General features: G+C 76.4%; 17 protein-coding genes and 1 pseudogene. 10 read left to right on the top strand and 8 right to left on the bottom strand.

Annotated elements, in window-relative coordinates; translation table 11 throughout:
- Nucleotides 1–38: 38 nt before the first annotated feature.
- Together OSB71_RS10305 and OSB71_RS10300 are read right to left on the bottom strand one after the other, a co-directional pair.
- A complete protein-coding gene (locus OSB71_RS10305; protein WP_265946705.1) occupies nt 39–545 on the bottom strand; it encodes a resolvase in 507 nt (168 codons plus the stop codon).
- A gap of 47 nt (nt 546–592) precedes the next feature.
- On the bottom strand, nt 593–1,261 hold the full coding sequence (locus tag OSB71_RS10300) for a TetR/AcrR family transcriptional regulator (RefSeq protein WP_265946704.1): 669 nt from the start codon (nt 1,259–1,261) through the stop codon (nt 593–595).
- 58 nt (nt 1,262–1,319) lie between these two features.
- Between OSB71_RS10300 and OSB71_RS10295 the strand changes: the two genes are divergently transcribed.
- The 3 genes and pseudogenes from OSB71_RS10295 to OSB71_RS10285 all read left to right on the top strand — a co-directional run.
- The gene (locus OSB71_RS10295; protein ID WP_265946702.1) at nt 1,320–2,768 is read left to right on the top strand and encodes an MFS transporter; all 1,449 of its coding nucleotides are present in this window, start codon (nt 1,320–1,322) and stop codon (nt 2,766–2,768) included.
- The gene (locus OSB71_RS10290; protein WP_265946700.1) at nt 2,765–3,160 is read left to right on the top strand and encodes a cupin domain-containing protein; all 396 of its coding nucleotides are present in this window, start codon (nt 2,765–2,767) and stop codon (nt 3,158–3,160) included. The genes OSB71_RS10295 and OSB71_RS10290 overlap by 4 nt, the downstream gene beginning before the upstream one ends.
- A gap of 234 nt (nt 3,161–3,394) precedes the next feature.
- Nucleotides 3,395–3,493, top strand: a pseudogene (locus OSB71_RS10285) (transposase); the annotation flags it as partial.
- Nucleotides 3,494–3,579: 86 nt separating this feature from the next.
- On the opposite strand, the gene OSB71_RS10280 reads toward OSB71_RS10285, so the two are convergent.
- Nucleotides 3,580–4,974, bottom strand: coding sequence for an MFS transporter (locus OSB71_RS10280; protein ID WP_265946698.1), 1,395 nt, complete (start codon nt 4,972–4,974; stop codon nt 3,580–3,582).
- Nucleotides 4,975–5,142: 168 nt separating this feature from the next.
- Between OSB71_RS10280 and OSB71_RS10275 the strand changes: the two genes are divergently transcribed.
- Nucleotides 5,143–6,060 carry a LysR family transcriptional regulator gene (locus tag OSB71_RS10275; protein WP_265946696.1) on the top strand — a complete coding sequence of 306 codons (918 nt, stop codon included), beginning with the start codon at nt 5,143–5,145 and terminating at the stop codon, nt 6,058–6,060.
- Between the two features lie 27 nt (nt 6,061–6,087).
- Nucleotides 6,088–6,840 (top strand): alpha/beta hydrolase, encoded by a 753-nt coding sequence (locus OSB71_RS10270; RefSeq protein WP_265946693.1) that lies wholly within the window; start codon nt 6,088–6,090, stop codon nt 6,838–6,840.
- A gap of 49 nt (nt 6,841–6,889) precedes the next feature.
- Here OSB71_RS10270 and OSB71_RS10265 read toward each other — a convergent pair whose 3' ends face one another.
- Nucleotides 6,890–7,819 (bottom strand): LysR family transcriptional regulator, encoded by a 930-nt coding sequence (locus tag OSB71_RS10265; RefSeq protein ID WP_265946691.1) that lies wholly within the window; start codon nt 7,817–7,819, stop codon nt 6,890–6,892.
- 118 nt (nt 7,820–7,937) lie between these two features.
- Here OSB71_RS10265 and OSB71_RS10260 point away from each other — a divergent pair, with 118 nt between their 5' ends.
- On the top strand, nt 7,938–8,288 hold the full coding sequence (locus OSB71_RS10260; protein WP_265946756.1) for a DoxX family protein: 351 nt from the start codon (nt 7,938–7,940) through the stop codon (nt 8,286–8,288).
- 44 nt (nt 8,289–8,332) lie between these two features.
- Here the strand turns inward: OSB71_RS10260 and OSB71_RS10255 are convergent, their stop codons facing one another.
- Both OSB71_RS10255 and OSB71_RS10250 read right to left on the bottom strand, forming a co-directional pair.
- Entirely contained in the window at nt 8,333–8,881 is a 549-nt protein-coding gene (locus OSB71_RS10255) for a YcxB family protein (RefSeq protein ID WP_265946690.1), read from the bottom strand.
- Between the two features lie 61 nt (nt 8,882–8,942).
- The gene (locus OSB71_RS10250; RefSeq protein ID WP_265946688.1) at nt 8,943–9,662 is read right to left on the bottom strand and encodes a S1 family peptidase; all 720 of its coding nucleotides are present in this window, start codon (nt 9,660–9,662) and stop codon (nt 8,943–8,945) included.
- A 203-nt stretch (nt 9,663–9,865) separates the two neighbouring features.
- Here OSB71_RS10250 and OSB71_RS10245 point away from each other — a divergent pair, with 203 nt between their 5' ends.
- Nucleotides 9,866–10,027 (top strand): hypothetical protein, encoded by a 162-nt coding sequence (locus tag OSB71_RS10245; RefSeq protein WP_265946686.1) that lies wholly within the window; start codon nt 9,866–9,868, stop codon nt 10,025–10,027.
- A gap of 31 nt (nt 10,028–10,058) precedes the next feature.
- Nucleotides 10,059–10,460, top strand: a complete 402-nt coding sequence (locus OSB71_RS10240) for a hypothetical protein (RefSeq protein WP_265946684.1) — start codon at nt 10,059–10,061, stop codon at nt 10,458–10,460.
- Nucleotides 10,461–10,525: 65 nt separating this feature from the next.
- Here the strand turns inward: OSB71_RS10240 and OSB71_RS10235 are convergent, their stop codons facing one another.
- Nucleotides 10,526–11,161: a response regulator gene (locus tag OSB71_RS10235; RefSeq protein WP_265946682.1), complete on the bottom strand. Its 636-nt coding sequence runs from the start codon at nt 11,159–11,161 to the stop codon at nt 10,526–10,528.
- Entirely contained in the window at nt 11,158–12,411 is a 1,254-nt protein-coding gene (locus OSB71_RS10230) for a sensor histidine kinase (RefSeq protein WP_265946680.1), read from the bottom strand. The genes OSB71_RS10235 and OSB71_RS10230 overlap by 4 nt, the downstream gene beginning before the upstream one ends.
- A 171-nt stretch (nt 12,412–12,582) precedes the next feature.
- Here OSB71_RS10230 and OSB71_RS10225 point away from each other — a divergent pair, with 171 nt between their 5' ends.
- Both OSB71_RS10225 and OSB71_RS10220 read left to right on the top strand, forming a co-directional pair.
- Nucleotides 12,583–13,671, top strand: coding sequence for an ABC transporter permease (locus OSB71_RS10225; RefSeq protein ID WP_265946678.1), 1,089 nt, complete (start codon nt 12,583–12,585; stop codon nt 13,669–13,671).
- Nucleotides 13,668–14,372 carry an ABC transporter ATP-binding protein gene (locus OSB71_RS10220; RefSeq protein ID WP_265946676.1) on the top strand — a complete coding sequence of 235 codons (705 nt, stop codon included), beginning with the start codon at nt 13,668–13,670 and terminating at the stop codon, nt 14,370–14,372. The genes OSB71_RS10225 and OSB71_RS10220 overlap by 4 nt, the downstream gene beginning before the upstream one ends.
- Nucleotides 14,373–14,376: the final 4 nt, after the last annotated feature.

Raw genomic sequence — 14,376 nt, 5'->3', positions numbered from 1 at the left:
GGGTACGCCAGAGACCCGCCACGGGATGATCTCGGAGTTCAGGCGGCTCGCTGCGCCATGCCGCCCGCGAGCGTGTCGACGCGGTTCTCGTACTCGCGGCGGGCCTTGCGCTGGGCCGGGACGCCGTGGCAGCGGACGAGCGGCTGGCAGCGGTCGAGGAGCCCGCGGTGCATGGCGAGGACGGCGGTGACGCGCAGGGTGTAGCCCTGGCCGCGTCGTACGGTCACCCCCTGGTCGAGCGCATCCCGCTCGGCGGGCTCCAGGTCGGCGGCGCGGAGGAAGTCGGCGACCTTGCCCGGCATGTCGGGAGTGATCGGCAGCTCCGGCGCCGGGGCATCCTCCTCGATGCCGGCGTGGCCGGGCATCGGGCCGGCGACGGCCGTACGGATCCGCACCGCGGCTGACACCGTGGTCGCGGGCAAGGGCGGCGATCGAGCGCCCTCCAGGTACGCGGCGTGCACGTCGGCGGTCTTCGCGGCCGCCACGGCGGGGCGGCGCCCGCCCTTGCTGCCCTTGGCCTCGGCGGCGCGCAGTCCGTCGTGCATCAGTTCGCGCTGGAGGTCCGCTGGAGTTCGCCGGCGGCGGCACGTCGTCAGCGGCTGACGAGAAGGCCGTCCACCAGGGCCCGGAGCCCGTCCTGGTAGGTGTCCTCGGCGGTCAGCGCCCCCCAGCGGTCAGCGGCCTGCGCCAAGCGGGGCAGCTCGTTCGAGTCGAGATCGGCGAAGACCTGCTCCCGGTAGGTCGGAGGGTCACCGTCTGCGCGCCGCCGAGCCGCTGTTGTCCTGACCACGATCTCTCCGGCGGTGTAGTACCAGATCGAACGGTAGCCGTGCACGGCCCGGTCGAGGGAGAGGCCGCATGCGACCAGGCCGTCAACGATCTGCTCGACGAACCACAGCGCGGATGTGGACATCAGGTCGTCGGCGGTGAGTACCTCCACGATCCAGGGGCAGGCGACGAGCGCCTCGTGGATCGCGGTGGCGGCGGCGACGATCCGCTCGCGAGGGTGGGCCGGCAGTTCGGATCGGCGCAGTGTCCGTGCGGCGTAGTCGTCCAGCAGGAGGACGAGCAGTTCTTCCTTGTCGCGGACGTGGTGGTAGAGCGCCATCGGCGTGCTGCCGACCTCCGTGGCCAGCCGCCGCATGGTCAGTCGGCCCACGCCCCCCTCGGTCACGATCCGGCGGGCTGCCTCGATGATCTCCTCGCGGGAGATGCGGGGAGGGCGGCCCGGATTTCTGCGTGGTGCGGACGGTTGCGGCATGCCTCCCATCATCCCCCGGGTGTCGACAACGGCCACCCCTGACGCTAACTTTTCTTACATGTATAGAAAGTCTCGAGAGAGGCCGGGCGTGGTGCTGGCGGCAGCCGCCGTCGCCCAATTCGTCGTCGCCCTGGATATGTCCGTGGTCAACGTCGCGTTGCCCGCGATCCGAACCGCGCTGGGATTCGCGCCGCTCGACCTGTCGTGGGTCGTGCACGTGTACGCGCTCACATTCGGCGGGTTCCTGCTGCTGGGGGGCCGCGCTTGCGACCTGTACGGCCGGCGTCAGATGTTCGCGCTGGGGCTGGTCGTCTTCGGGCTGTGCTCGCTGGCGGGCGGACTGGCCCAGACGCCCTGGCAACTGATCGCCGCACGCGCCGGGCAGGGCCTGGGCGCCGCCGCAGCTGCACCGGCCGCGCTGGCGATGCTCACCACCACCTTCGCCGAAGGCCCCCGGCGCGTCCGCGCGCTCGGAGTGTGGAGCGCGGTGAACGCCGCAGGCGGCGCGCTGGGCGTGCTGGCAGGCGGGGTGCTGACCGAGTACGCGGGCTGGCGCTGGGTCATGCTGATCAACCTGCCCATCGTCATGGCGGCTCTCGCGCTCATCCCCGCAGGGGTGCCCGCCGGAACAGCACCCGCCCAGCGCGAAAGGCTGGACGCGCTGGGCGCCGTCCTGGCGACCGGCGGAGTCGGGCTGCTGGTGCTCGGTGTCGTCCGCACCGACACCCTTGGCTGGGACTCCCCGGTCACGTGGGCGACCCTCGCTGCCGCGGCCGTACTGCTGACCGCCTTCGTCTTCGCCGAGTCGAGGGCCGACGCACCGCTGCTGCGCCTCGGCCTGCTGCGCAGCCGCTGGGTCGCCGGCGCGAACGTGCTGGTGTTCCTGGCCGCGGCCGGGCAGTTCACGGCGTTCTACCTCGTGTCCCTGTACATGCAGCAGGTCCTGGGCATGGGGGCCGCGGCGACCGGCACCGCGTTTCTGCCCTTCTCCCTGGGCCTGGTCGCGGGAACCGTCGTCGCGACCCGCATCACCGCGGCACGCACCCCCCGTGTGTCCCTGGTGCCCGGAGCCCTGCTGGCCGCCGCGGGCCTGGCCTGGTTCGCCCACATCAGCCCCGAGGGCAGCTTCCTCACCGACGTGCTCGGCCCCTCCCTCGTCACCAGCGTCGGCGCCGGACTGGTCCTGGCCCCGGTCGCCGCCGCCGCGACCACCGGCGTCGCTCCGCCTGAGGCCGGCATGGCCTCCGGTCTCATGAACAGCTCCCGCCAACTCGGCGGCTCTGTCGGCCTGGCTGCCCTGGCCACCCTTGCCGCGCACCACACCGGCACGGCCACCGACCCCGCCGCGCTCAACGGCGGCTACGCCCTGGGCCTGGCCGTCACCGCAGCCGTTTTCGTGCTCGCGGCGGTCGTGGCGATCGGTGTGCTGCCGCGCCGCCGGGTCGTCACACCTCTCCCGCGCCCTACCGCCCCCGCAGAGAACCAGATGGAAGGAACACCGTCATGAAGACCACCACTGTCGACCTGTTCGCCTCGGCGCTGCACTTTCACCCCGACGGCGACGTCCGAGCCGTCGAACGGCAGATGACGAACGGCGGCTCAGGCGCCTGGCAGATCGCCACGTTCCACGTGGAGACCGACGCCGACGTTCACGCCGACCACTGGGAGATGCACCCGGAGGCTGAGGAGGCCGTGTGCTGCCTGGCCGGCGGTGTCCGTCTCCACTTCCGCCCCGACGGGCCCGGTGACGCCGGGGAGATGGTGCGGTTGCGGGAAGGCACCGCCGTGATCGTCCCCCGCGGTCGCTGGCACCGCCTGGAACTGGAGGCTCCCAGCGACCTGATGTCGATCACTCTTCGCAACGGCACCCGCCTCGAAAAGCGGACCTACACCCATTGAGCGGACGGTGGCCCGGCGGATGTGCTGCCGGGCCACCGCAATCGCCCGACGGTTTCGCGGCGCCTGGTCCGTCGGCACACGCGCTCGCGGATGCCATCGCGCACCCGGCCGACACGCGGCAGCCCTGGGCCGCGGCCCTGTGTCCGCCAGGCGGTCCGTCGTCGCGCAGCGGGCTGAAGTCGACATCGAGGTGTGGGTCGTACGCTCCGGGCTGGATGCCGCAACAAACCCGAACGGATGCACACGGAAGCCGCGTTCGCGCACCTGGCCGGTGTCGCGCCGATCCCTGCCTCCTCGGGACGCACCCACCGCCACCGACTCGACCGCGGCGGCTTGACCGCCATAGGAGCATCCCGCCCGACGACGCGCGAGCGCCCGCCGACCCGTGGTGGTCGGCGGGCGCTCGCGCGTCCGGTCGCTCAGGCCGACACGGCCGCCAGGCGGCGTTCGGCCAGGGCGCGGCGGGTGGCGTACAGGGTGATGCCGCCCGCGCCGCACAGGGCGGCCAGCCCCAGGACCACCGTCGCGGACCAGCCGCCCGCGTGGAAGGCCAGGGCCCCCAGCGTGCCGCCCAGCGAGCTGCCGACGTAGTAGGCCATCTGGTAGAGCGCCGCGGCCTGCGCCCGTGCCGAGGTGGCGGCGCGGCTCACGGAGGACGACGCGGTGGCGTGCCCGGCGAAGAAGCCGGCCGTCACCAGCACCAGCCCCGCCAGCACCGCGACCAGGTGCGCGGAGAGCGTCAGCAGCAGCCCGGCCGCCGTCGTGCCGATGGCCAGGTACAGCGCGCCGCGCCGCCCCAGCCGGCCCACCAGGCGCCCGGCCGCGGCCGAGGAGAAGGTGCCCACCAGGTAGATCACGAACACCGAGCCCACCAGGCCCTGCGACAGCCCGAACGGCTCGGCCACCAGGCGGTAGCCGATCACGGTGTAGACGGCGCCGAAGACGGCCATGAACAGCAGGCCGATGGCGTACAGCCGCCGCAGCAGCGGATCGGCCAGGTGGCCGCGCACGGTGCGGGCGAGGGTGCGCGGGTCCAGCGGCGCGGGGGAGAAGCCGCGGGCGGCGGGCAGCAGCAGCCGGAACGCGACCGCGCACAGCAGCGCCAGCGCGCCGACGGCCAGCAGCGCGGCCCGCCAGCCGTGGCCCTCGGCGACCCAGCCGGTGAGGATGCGCCCGGACATGCCGCCGACGCTGTTGCCCGCGACGAACAGCCCGATCGCCCCGACCAGCGCCCGGGGCGGCAGCTCCTCGGCCAGATACGCCGTCGCCGACGCCGGGATGCCCGCGATCGCCGCGCCCTGCACCGCGCGCAGCGCCACCAGCCAGCCCAGGTCGGGGGCGAGCGGGAGCAGCAGGCCGACGCCCACCGCGAGGGCCACGGACACCGTCATCACCCGGCGCCGCCCGAACCGCTCCGAGAGCATGCTCAGCGGCAGCACGCACACCGCCAGGCCGACGGTGGCCGCGGAGATCGTCCAGCTCGCCGCGTCCGGGGTCACCGCGAAGTCGGCGGAGAGCGCGGGCAGCAGCGCCTGGGTGGAGAACAGCAGCGCGAAGGTGGCGAGCCCGAGCGCGAAGAGGGCGACGTCGACGCGGCGGCGGGCGACGGGGCGGGGGAGGGGCGGTTCCGCCGCGCCGGTGCCGGTACCGGCACCGGCGGACGGTTCGGCGGGGGACTCGCCGCCGGGTTCGGCGGGCGCCGCGGTGGCGGGCCCGGCGGTTCCGGCGGACGCCGCGGTGGCGGTACCGGCGGCGGGGGACGACGGCTGAGAGGCACCCGCGTCGGCGGGTGCCCCGGTATCGAGCGAAGGCATGCCCCGAACGTAGGGTGGGTCGCCTTCATGCGTCCAATGCGCAAAACTGACAGTATCGATGCGTCAGCGCATAAGCCGAGCTGAGAGGCGGCCGTGTCACCACCCGGCAACGAAAAAGACATACAGGTAACAGCGATCACATCGCGCACGCCTCCGGCCGTCCCGGGCATGGCGGACATCGACGCCGAGTCGTGGGCGGCCCTGCTCACCCCCCGCCTGGCCCAGTTCACCGCCGTCGCGCGGCACGAGCACGTGACGCGCGCGGCACGGGAGTTGGCCGTGCCCCAGTCCACGCTGAGCCGGGCCATGGTGCGCCTGGAGGACGACCTGGGCATCGCCCTGTTCGCCCGCCGCGGCCGCTCCGTGTCGCTGACACCCGCCGGCCGCACCTTCCTCGGCTCGGTGGAGAAGGCGCTCGCCTCCGTCGAGCAGGCCGCCGAGGCGGTGCGCTCGGACGCCGACCCGGCCACCGGCAAGGTCGCCTTCGGATTCCTGCACACCCTCGGCTCGGAGACCGTGCCCGGCCTCATCCGCGCCTTCCGCGCCGACCATCCCCGGGTGCGGTTCTCCCTGGTGCAGAACTACGGCGAGGCCATGCTCGACCGACTGCGCGCCGGAACGCTCGACCTGTGCCTGACCTCGCCCGTCCCCGACGCCCCCGACCTCGTCGCCCGCCGCCTGGACGAGCAGCGGCTGCGCCTCGTCGTCCCCGACGACCACCGGCTCGCCCGCCGCAGACGCGTGCGGCTGGCCGAGGCTGCCGACGAGCAGTTCATCACCCTGGAACCCGGCTACGGGATGCGGCGCATCTTCGACACCCTGTGCGCCGAGGCCGGGTTCACGCCGCGCGTCGCCTTCGAGGGCGAGGAGGCGGAGACCCTGCGCGGCCTGGTCGCCGCGGGCCTGGGCGTCGCCCTGCTGCCCCCGCCCACCGTCTCCCGCCCCGGGGTCGTCGAACTCGCCGTCACCGCGCCGCGCGCGGTGCGCGAGATCGGCGTCGCCTGGCTCGACGGCCACCCCGACACGCCGCCGGTGGCCGCGTTCAAGAAGTTCCTCCTCTCCCGCCGCGGCCAACTCCTGGCCTGAGCGGGCCCGGTCTGCCATCGTGGCGCCGTGACGAAGCAAGCGCTGCCCGCGCGCACCGCGCGCCTCGGCCGCCCCCTCGGCCCGACGCACCAGGTCGAGGCCGTCCTCCTCGTCCTCCCCGGCGGCGTCCCGGACTCCGTGCGCCGCCCCTCGCCGCTGGCCGCCGTCGGCGCCCACGCGCTCGCCCGGCACGCGGTGCGCACCGCCGACCGGGCGGGCGCGTCGCTGACCGCGCACGTGGTCCACCCGCGCTACCGGGGCTGGAACGGCGACGCCGCGCACCTGGCGGCCGACGCGGCGTGGGCGCTGGACGAGGTGGCCCACCGCTACGGGGACGCCCCGGTGTGCCTGGCCGGCAGCGGCACGGGGGCCCGCGCGGCGCTGCGGGCGGCCGGGTACCGCACGGTGGTCTCCGTCGTCGCCCTGGCCACCTGGGCCCCCGACGGCGACGACGAGCCCGTGGACCACCTCGCCGACCGGCAGGTGCTGTTCGTCCACGGCACCGACGACGAGGTGTGCGCCCCGGACACCTCCTACCGGCTCGCCGAGCGCGCGCGAAAGGCCACGCCCGCGGTGTGCCGCTTCGAGGTCCACACCGACCGCCACGCGCTGCGCCGCTACCGCGCCGAAGTCACCGCCCTGTGCGCCGAGTTCACCCTGGGCACGCTGTGCGACCTGGAGCTGCCCCGGCCCCTGCGCGACGCGCTGGCCGCGCCCCCGCCGCTGGGCCTGCGCATGCCGCTGGCCTCCGGCTTCGGCACCACCGCGCACGCGCACTGACCCGGCCGCGCTCAGCCGCCGCTCGCCGCCGCCGACCCCGCGGCGTCGCTCAGCCGCCGCTCGCCGCCGCCGACCTTGCGGCATCCCGGGGCCACGGCCGCTCCAGGCAGCAGCGCACGAAGTCCCGCACCACCGGGTCGCCGTCGTCCGCACGGGCCCAGGCGACGCCGACGTGGCTGGGGCTGACGCCGCTGACCGGCCGGTAGGTGACGCCTGGCCGGGCGTGGAAGCGCGCGGCGGACGCGGGGGCGAGGGCGACGCCGTACCCGTGGGCGATGGCGCTCAGCCAGTCGTCCGGCTGCTCGGCGACGGCGCCCACGCGCACCGGGCGCCCCTCGCGCTCGTCGGCGGCCAGCCACTGCGCCCGCCACCGGCCCGTCTCCGGCGGGGCGGCGACGAACGGCTCGTCCCACAGTTCGCGGAACGCCACGACCTCGCGCGCGGCGAGCGGGTGCCCGTCGGGGAGCGCCACCCAGCGCGGCTCGGCGAAGAGCACGGCTGTGCGCACCCCGTCCTGGCCGGGGAACGGCAGCCGCAGCAGGGCGACGTCCACCTCCCCGTCGGCCAGCCCGGCGTCCGGACGCGACCACGCGGCCTGCCGCATCTCCACCCGCCAGTCCGGCCGACGCCGGGTGAACTCCGCGACGATGCGCGGGGTCGCCTCGTTGGCCGCGCTGGCGAGGAAGCCGACCCGCAGCGAGCGGGCCGCGCGGCCGGCGGCGCACCGCGTCTCACGCACCACCCGGTCCCAGTCGGCCAGCAGGGCGGGCGCCCGCTCCGCCAGCGCCCGGCCCGGCTCGGTGAGCGCCATGCCGGTGGGGGACCGGGTGAACAGCCGCGTCCCGAGCCGGGCCTCCAGGTGCCTGACCTGTTTGGTGAGCGCCGGCTGGGAGACGAACAGCCGCTCCGCCGCGCGGGTGAGGGTGCCCTCCTCGGCCACCGCGACGAAGGAGCGCAGCAACCGGGTGTCCAGGTCCATGCCGTCAGGTTATAGAAGCGGGTATTGGACGCCCGCCCGCGGCCCCGGCGAGCCTGGTGGCGGCGGGCGTGCCGTGGCTCGCCGTCCTCACGACGTGCTCGACCGAAAGACGGAGACCATGGACACCGCCTACGTGATCGTCACCGTCCTCACCGCCCTGGCCAACGCCGGCATCGCCGTCGCCGACCTCCTGCGGGCCGACTTCGTCCTGGCCAACTCGGCCGAGGTGGGCGTCCCGCCGAGCCGGCTGCCCTGGCTCGCCGCGCTCAAGGCGGCCGGCGCCGCCGGACTGGTGCTCGGGCTCCTGGGCGTCCCGGCCGTCGGCGTCGCCGCCGCCGGGGGGCTCGTGCTGTTCTTCACGGGTGCCGTCGTCGTCCACCTGCGGGCGCGCGTCCACCACAACCTCGCCGTGCCCGGCGCCTACCTGGCCCTGGCCGCCGCCTCCCTGGTCCTCGCCGCCGCGCGGTGAGGAACCAGCCCGGGACGGCGCGGGGGCGCGCGGCCCGGGGCGCGTCAGGCGTCGGACGGGCGCGGCGGGACGTGCCGCGCGACGAGGGCGCGCATCCCCTCCACGTCCGCGCCCGCGCGCAGCCCGCGTTTGGGCAGCAGCACCATCCCGCCCACCGTGTCGTCGACGACCAGCACGAACAGGTGCGCCGTCTCGATGCGGTACCGGAACGACGACCAGGCGATCCGGCTCTCGGCGACCGCCGTGGCGGCGTGGACGCCGTCGGCGTCCGCCCGCATGGTGTACTCGCCCTGGGCGCGGGCGTACCTGGTCATCCGCCGCACCTGGTACCGGCGGTGCACCCATCCGCCCGCGAAGGCGCCCAGCACCGCGCAGAGGCCGGCGAGGGCCACCGCCATCGCGAGTTCCGGCGCCGCGAGCAGCACCAGCGCGGAGAGGACGGCCAGCGTGAGCGCCCCGGTCGCCAGGGCGCGGCGCTGGGGCACGGCGGCTCCGGCCCGGGCGCGCAGCGCCTCGGCCAGCTCGTCCGAGGTCGGCAGGTAGGCCAGTTCGACGGAGGCCCCCGGCGCGGCCCCACGCTGCTCGTTCTCCATAGGGCGCGAGCGTAGTGGCGCACCGGGGCCGCCGACGGCGCGGGGCGGGGGCCCGACCGGGTCAGTAGCCGACGCGCAGGCCCGTCGCGGCCAGCACGGGCGCGAGGGGCTGGTGGTAAGTGCTGCCGCCGACCGCGCAGTTGCCGCTGGAGCCGACCAGGATGCCCAGGCCCCGCGAACCGGCGAACACGGGGCCGCCCATGTCCCCGGGCTCACCGCAGATCGTGGCCCGGAACAGCCCGTGCAGCGTGCCCTGCGGCAGCCGGACCGTCTGGTTGACGCCGGTGACCGTGCCGCAGTGCAGCCCCGTGGTCCGTCCGTACCGGCAGGCGGCCTGCCCGAGCGCGGGCTGCTGGGCCTGCGTGATGCGCACGGCACCGCCGGGGCCGCCGATCTCGCTGGGGTAGTCCAGGGTGGTGTTGGTGTAGCGCACGACCGACCACGAGGCCCCGGGGAACCGCGCGACCGTCGTGACGCCGACCGGCACGGTCAGCGCCGGGTCGCGGTACCACTGCGTGCCCACGGGGCCGCAGTGCCCCGCCATCAGGCCGTACCGGGCCGTGTGGTCCGTGGCGTTGAACGCCACCGCGCAGTGGCCGCCCGTGCGGAACAGCACGTCGCCGCCGCGTACGGCGCTCTCGGCCGTGGCCGGTGCCGCCGCCACGGGCGAGGCGAGCGCCAGCACCGCGGCCAGTGCCAGCACCGGACCGATGACCGCGCGCAGCGTTCTTCGCACGGAACCGCGCCCGGTTCGGTGCCGGAGAGCGAATGTAGAGAACATGTCAACTCCTGGGGATGAGACGGCCGAAGACGCGACCTCCCGCCAGTCTCCAACCCCCACCCCCCACCCACAACCCACCACCCAACCCCCCTCCCCGACGCGACCCCCCACCCGCCAACCCCCACCGCCTCACACCCCGGACGGAATCTTTGGAGCCGGGGCTGCGGTTGGGGGAGTTCGTGTACGACGTGGCGAATGGGTGTGTGGGCGAGTACCGGGAGACGCACGAGGGCAGGGTGTGGCTGCGACCGATCGGAGGTGGCTACGAGTGGACGACCGAACCCGGCAGCGTGCGCAGGCCGACCGACGCCGAGTTGGTGCGGGCCCGGGTCCGCGCCGCGAACCGCGACAGCCGTACGCGGTGACCGGTGTCGTCCGGCCCGTCCGGGGGCTGCCGTGATCACCAGCGCGGCCGTGGCGGAGGGCACGGTGCCGCGCGTGGGCGGCTACGCCTGCGAGGCGTACGCGTGGAGCGCGGAGTTGGGCAGGCGGTGGGTGCTGGGGCGGCACGTGGTCCGCACGCCGCGCCTGGCGGTGCGGTGGCTGCGGGGGCGCGCGCTGCTGATCGCCCACGCGCTGGACCCGCTGCCGGAGCACCCGGGCCCGCTCCCGGCCGCGTGCCTGCGGGAGATCGCCGGGGGCGGTCCGAACCCGGGTGCGCTGATGCGCCGCTGGCTGCACGACGCGGGCGCCCAGGAGACGGCGGCCGACCGGCTGCGCACGGGCCTGCCCCTGACGGTCGGCGCGGCGGACGAGTCGGTGCACTACGTCCTCGCCGCCCAACCGCTGCCCGCCTGACGCTCTCCGGGCGGCCCGGCAGCGATCCGGCAGCGATCCGGCAGCGGCCCGGCGGCGACCCGGCCTCAGCGCCGGATCAGGCCGAGGTCGGTCGCGGTGGCGACGGCGGCGGTGCGCGAGTCGACGCCGAGCTTGGCGTAGGCGCGGGCGAGGTGGGACTTGACCGTGCCCTCGGTCAGATGCAGGCGTGCGGCGACGCCCGCGTTGGACAGCCCCTCGGCGACCAGCGCGAGCACCTCCGTCTCGCGCCGGGTCAGCGCGGTGCCGGGCGTGCGCAGCCGGTGCACGAGCCGGTCGGCGACGGCGGGGGCGAGCGCGGCGCGTCCGGCGGCCGCGGTGCGCACGGCGGCGGCCAGTTCCTCGGGCGGGGCGTCCTTGAGCAGATAGCCGGTGGCACCGGCCTCGATGGCGGGCAGGGTGTCCGCGTCGGTGTCGTAGGTGGTGACGACCAGCACGCGCGGGGCGCCGGGCCGGGCGGTGATCGCGGCGGTGGCCTCGGCACCGGTCATGCCGCCGCCGAACCGCAGGTCCATCAGGACGACGTCGACGCCGCCCGCCGCCGCGCGGGCGACGGCGTCCTCGGCGGTGGCGGCCTCGGCCACCACGGTCAGACCGGGCTCGGTCTCCAGCACCGCGCGCAGCCCGGCGCGGACGACGGGGTGGTCGTCGGCCAGGAGCAGGCGCAGCGGGGCGCCGGTCACGGGCGGGCCCCGGCGGCGTGGGGCCGCCCGGCGTCGCACGGGGCGGCGCCGGCCGCCGGGGCGAGCGGGAGCCGGGCGGTCACCGTGGTGCCGCGCCCGGGCGCGGAGGCGACGGTGAGGGCGCCGCCGAGCGCGTGCACGCGGGCCCGCATCGCGGCCAGGCCGAAGCCGGCGCCGGGGGCGGGCGCGGGCACGGCGGCCGGGTCGAACCCGGCGCCGTCGTCGGTGACGGTGAGGGTCACGGCGCCGCCCGCGCGGCCGGGCGTGCCGAGCGTGACGTCGGCGGTGGTGGCGCCCGCGTGCCGGACGGTGTTGGCCAGCGCGGACTGGGCCAGGCGCAGCAGGGCCACCTCGTGCCCGGTCGGCAGCGCCGCCGGTGCCCCGGTGCGGTGGAAGCGGACGGCGAGCCGGTGGCGGGCGCCGGTGGTGGCGCACAGGCGGGCCAGCGCGTCGGCCAGGCTGGCGCCCTCCAGCGCGGGCGGGGAGAGGGCGGCGACGAAACGGCGGGCCTCGGCGAGATCGTCCACGGCCGCCTGGCGGGCCTGCTCGACGTGGCGGGCGGCGTCCCGGGGCCTGTCGGGCAGCGCGCGCTCGGCGGCGCGCAGCAGGAGCTGGACGCTGGAGAGCCCCTGCGCCAGCGTGTCGTGGATCTCGTGCGCCAGGCGTTCGCGCTCGGCCAGCACCCCGGCGGTGTGCTGCGCGGCGGCCAGGTCCGAGCGGGCGGCGGTGAGTTCCTCGATCAGCTCGCGGCGCCGTTCGCTCTCCCGGTACAGGGCCTGGTAGCCCCACACCACCGCGACGGCCACGGCGGCGCCGAGGGCCGGGCCGATCGCCATGGCCGGGGCGAAGGAGCCGCTGTGCGCGGCGAAGGCGGTGATCGCCGCGAGCGCGGTCGCCGTCACGGTGGCGAGCGCGGCCCGCCGGGGCAGCAGGTGGAGCTGGAGGAAGTACAGCGGGAAGGCCACCCACACCCCGTCGCCGGACAGCGCCAGCAGCACCAGCCACCCCGCGCCGACCCCCGCCAGCCACCGGGCGGCGGCCCGCCGGGAGGCGCGGACGCGGGGCAGGAGCGGCCCGGCCGCGTACGTCAGCGCCAGCGCCCCGGCCACGGCGACGACGGCGGCGGCGCGCGGGGCGCCCCCGGCCACCGCCCGCCCGGCCGCCAGCGCGAGCAGCCCGGCGACGAGCAGGTGCAGGCACCACGCGAGGACGCGGGGCGTGGGGGTGAGCGCGGGTGCGGCGGTGTTCACAGTTCTCCCAGCCTACGAAAGCCGCGCCGCCCGGGCCTCTGCCGAAAGATGGAAGTCGTCCGCCCCCTTCCGGCGCGGCGAGTGCCGCCGTGCGCGGGACGCGCGGGGGGCCGTGCGGCGGCGAGGGTGGCGGGGTACCGCTTCCCCGGTGAGAAAGGGCGGGTCGCGACCGTGTTCGTCGCCTGGAGAGACATGAGGTTCGCCAAGGGCAGGTTCGCCCTGATGGGGGCCGTCATCGTGCTGATCACCCTGCTGGTGGGGCTGCTGTCCGGGCTGACCGCCGGGCTGGGGCGCCAGAACACCTCCGCGATCGAGGCCCTCCCGGCCGACCGGATCGCCTTCGGCGCACCCGCCGAGGGGCAGAAGCCGTCCTACGCCGACTCCACCGTCACCGCCGCACAGTGGCGGCGGTGGGCGCGGGCCCCCGGCGTGGAGCGCGCCGAGCCGCTGGGCATCGCCACCACGCGGGCCACCGCCGGGGCCCGCAGCGCCGGGGTGTCGGCGTTCGGGGTGGCGCCCGGCTCGCGGCTCGCCCCGGACGGCGAACGGCTCGACGGGGCGTCGGCCGTGCTCTCCGCCGGCGCCGCCGACGCCCTCGGACTCCGCCCCGGGGACACCTTCACCCTGGGCGGCCGGTCGCTGACCGCCGTCGCCGTGCGGGGCGACGCGTTCTTCAGCCACACCCCGGTGGTGTGGACCAGCCTGGCCGAGTGGCGGCGGGCCGCGCCGCCCGCCCGGGCGCAGGGGGACCCGACGGCGACCGTGATCGCCCTGTCCACCACCTCCCGCGCCGACATCGCGGCCACGGACGCGGCGGCGGGCACCCGGACGGTGACGACGGCCGACTCGCTGGCCGCGATCGGCTCCTACGCCGCCGAGAACGGCTCGCTGCGCCTGATGCGCGGCTTCCTGTTCGCCATCTCCGCCCTCGTCATCGGGGCCTTCTTCACCGTGTGGACCATCCAGCGCAGCGGTGACGTCGCGGTGCTCAAAGCGCTCGGCGCCACCACCGCCCACCTGCTGCGCGACGCGCTCGGGCAGGCCGTCGCCGTGCTCGCCTGCGGCACCCTGGTCGGCGCCGCGCTCGCGGTGGGCGCCGGGGCGCTGCTCGCGGGCTCGTCCGTGCCGTTCCTCCTCACCCCGGCCACCGTCCTGGCGCCCGCCGCCGTGCTCGTCCTGCTCGGCGCGCTCGGCGCCGCGCTGTCCGTCCGGCGCATCACCTCCGTCGACCCGCTGACCGCCCTGGGGAGCGCCCGATGAGCCTGCGCCTGACCGACGTGACCCTCACCCACCCCGACGGCGCCGCCCGGCTGACGGCCCTGGACCGCGTCACCCTGGAGGTGCCCCGGGGCGGGCTGACCGCCGTCGTCGGCCCCTCCGGCTCCGGCAAGTCCAGCCTGCTGGCCGTCGCCGCCACCCTGATCCGGCCGGACTCCGGCACCGTCACCCTGGACGGGGCGAGCACGGCCGGCCTGACGCGCGGTGAGCTGACGGACCTGCGCCGCCGCACGGTCGGCATCGTCTTCCAGCAGCCGAACCTGCTCCCCTCCCTCACCGCCGCCGAGCAGCTCCAGGTGATGGCCCGGCTCGACGGGCGCGACCCCGCGAAGGCGCGCGGGCGCGCCCTGGAGCTGCTGGACGCCGTCGGCCTGGCCGGGGAGGCCGACCGCCGTCCGCACCAGCTCTCCGGCGGCCAGCGCCAGCGCGTCAACCTCGCCCGCGCGCTGATGAACGACCCCCGCGTGCTGCTCGTCGACGAGCCCACCAGCGCCCTGGACCACGCGCGCGGCGCCGCCGTCGTCGGCCTGATCGCCCGCCTCACCCGGGAGCGGGGCACCGCCACCGTGCTGGTCACCCACGACCGGGCGCACCTGGCCACGGCGGACCGCACCGCCGAGATGCGCGACGCCCGCCTCACGCCCCTGGCGGGGCCGCGGCCCCCGGCCGCGGCGGGGCGGTGAGCGG

Origin of the sequence: Streptomyces marinisediminis (assembly GCF_026262575.1) — a bacterium.
Taxonomy (GTDB): Bacteria; Actinomycetota; Actinomycetes; order Streptomycetales; family Streptomycetaceae; genus Streptomyces; species Streptomyces marinisediminis.
This window is presented reverse-complemented; position numbering and strand designations above follow the sequence as displayed.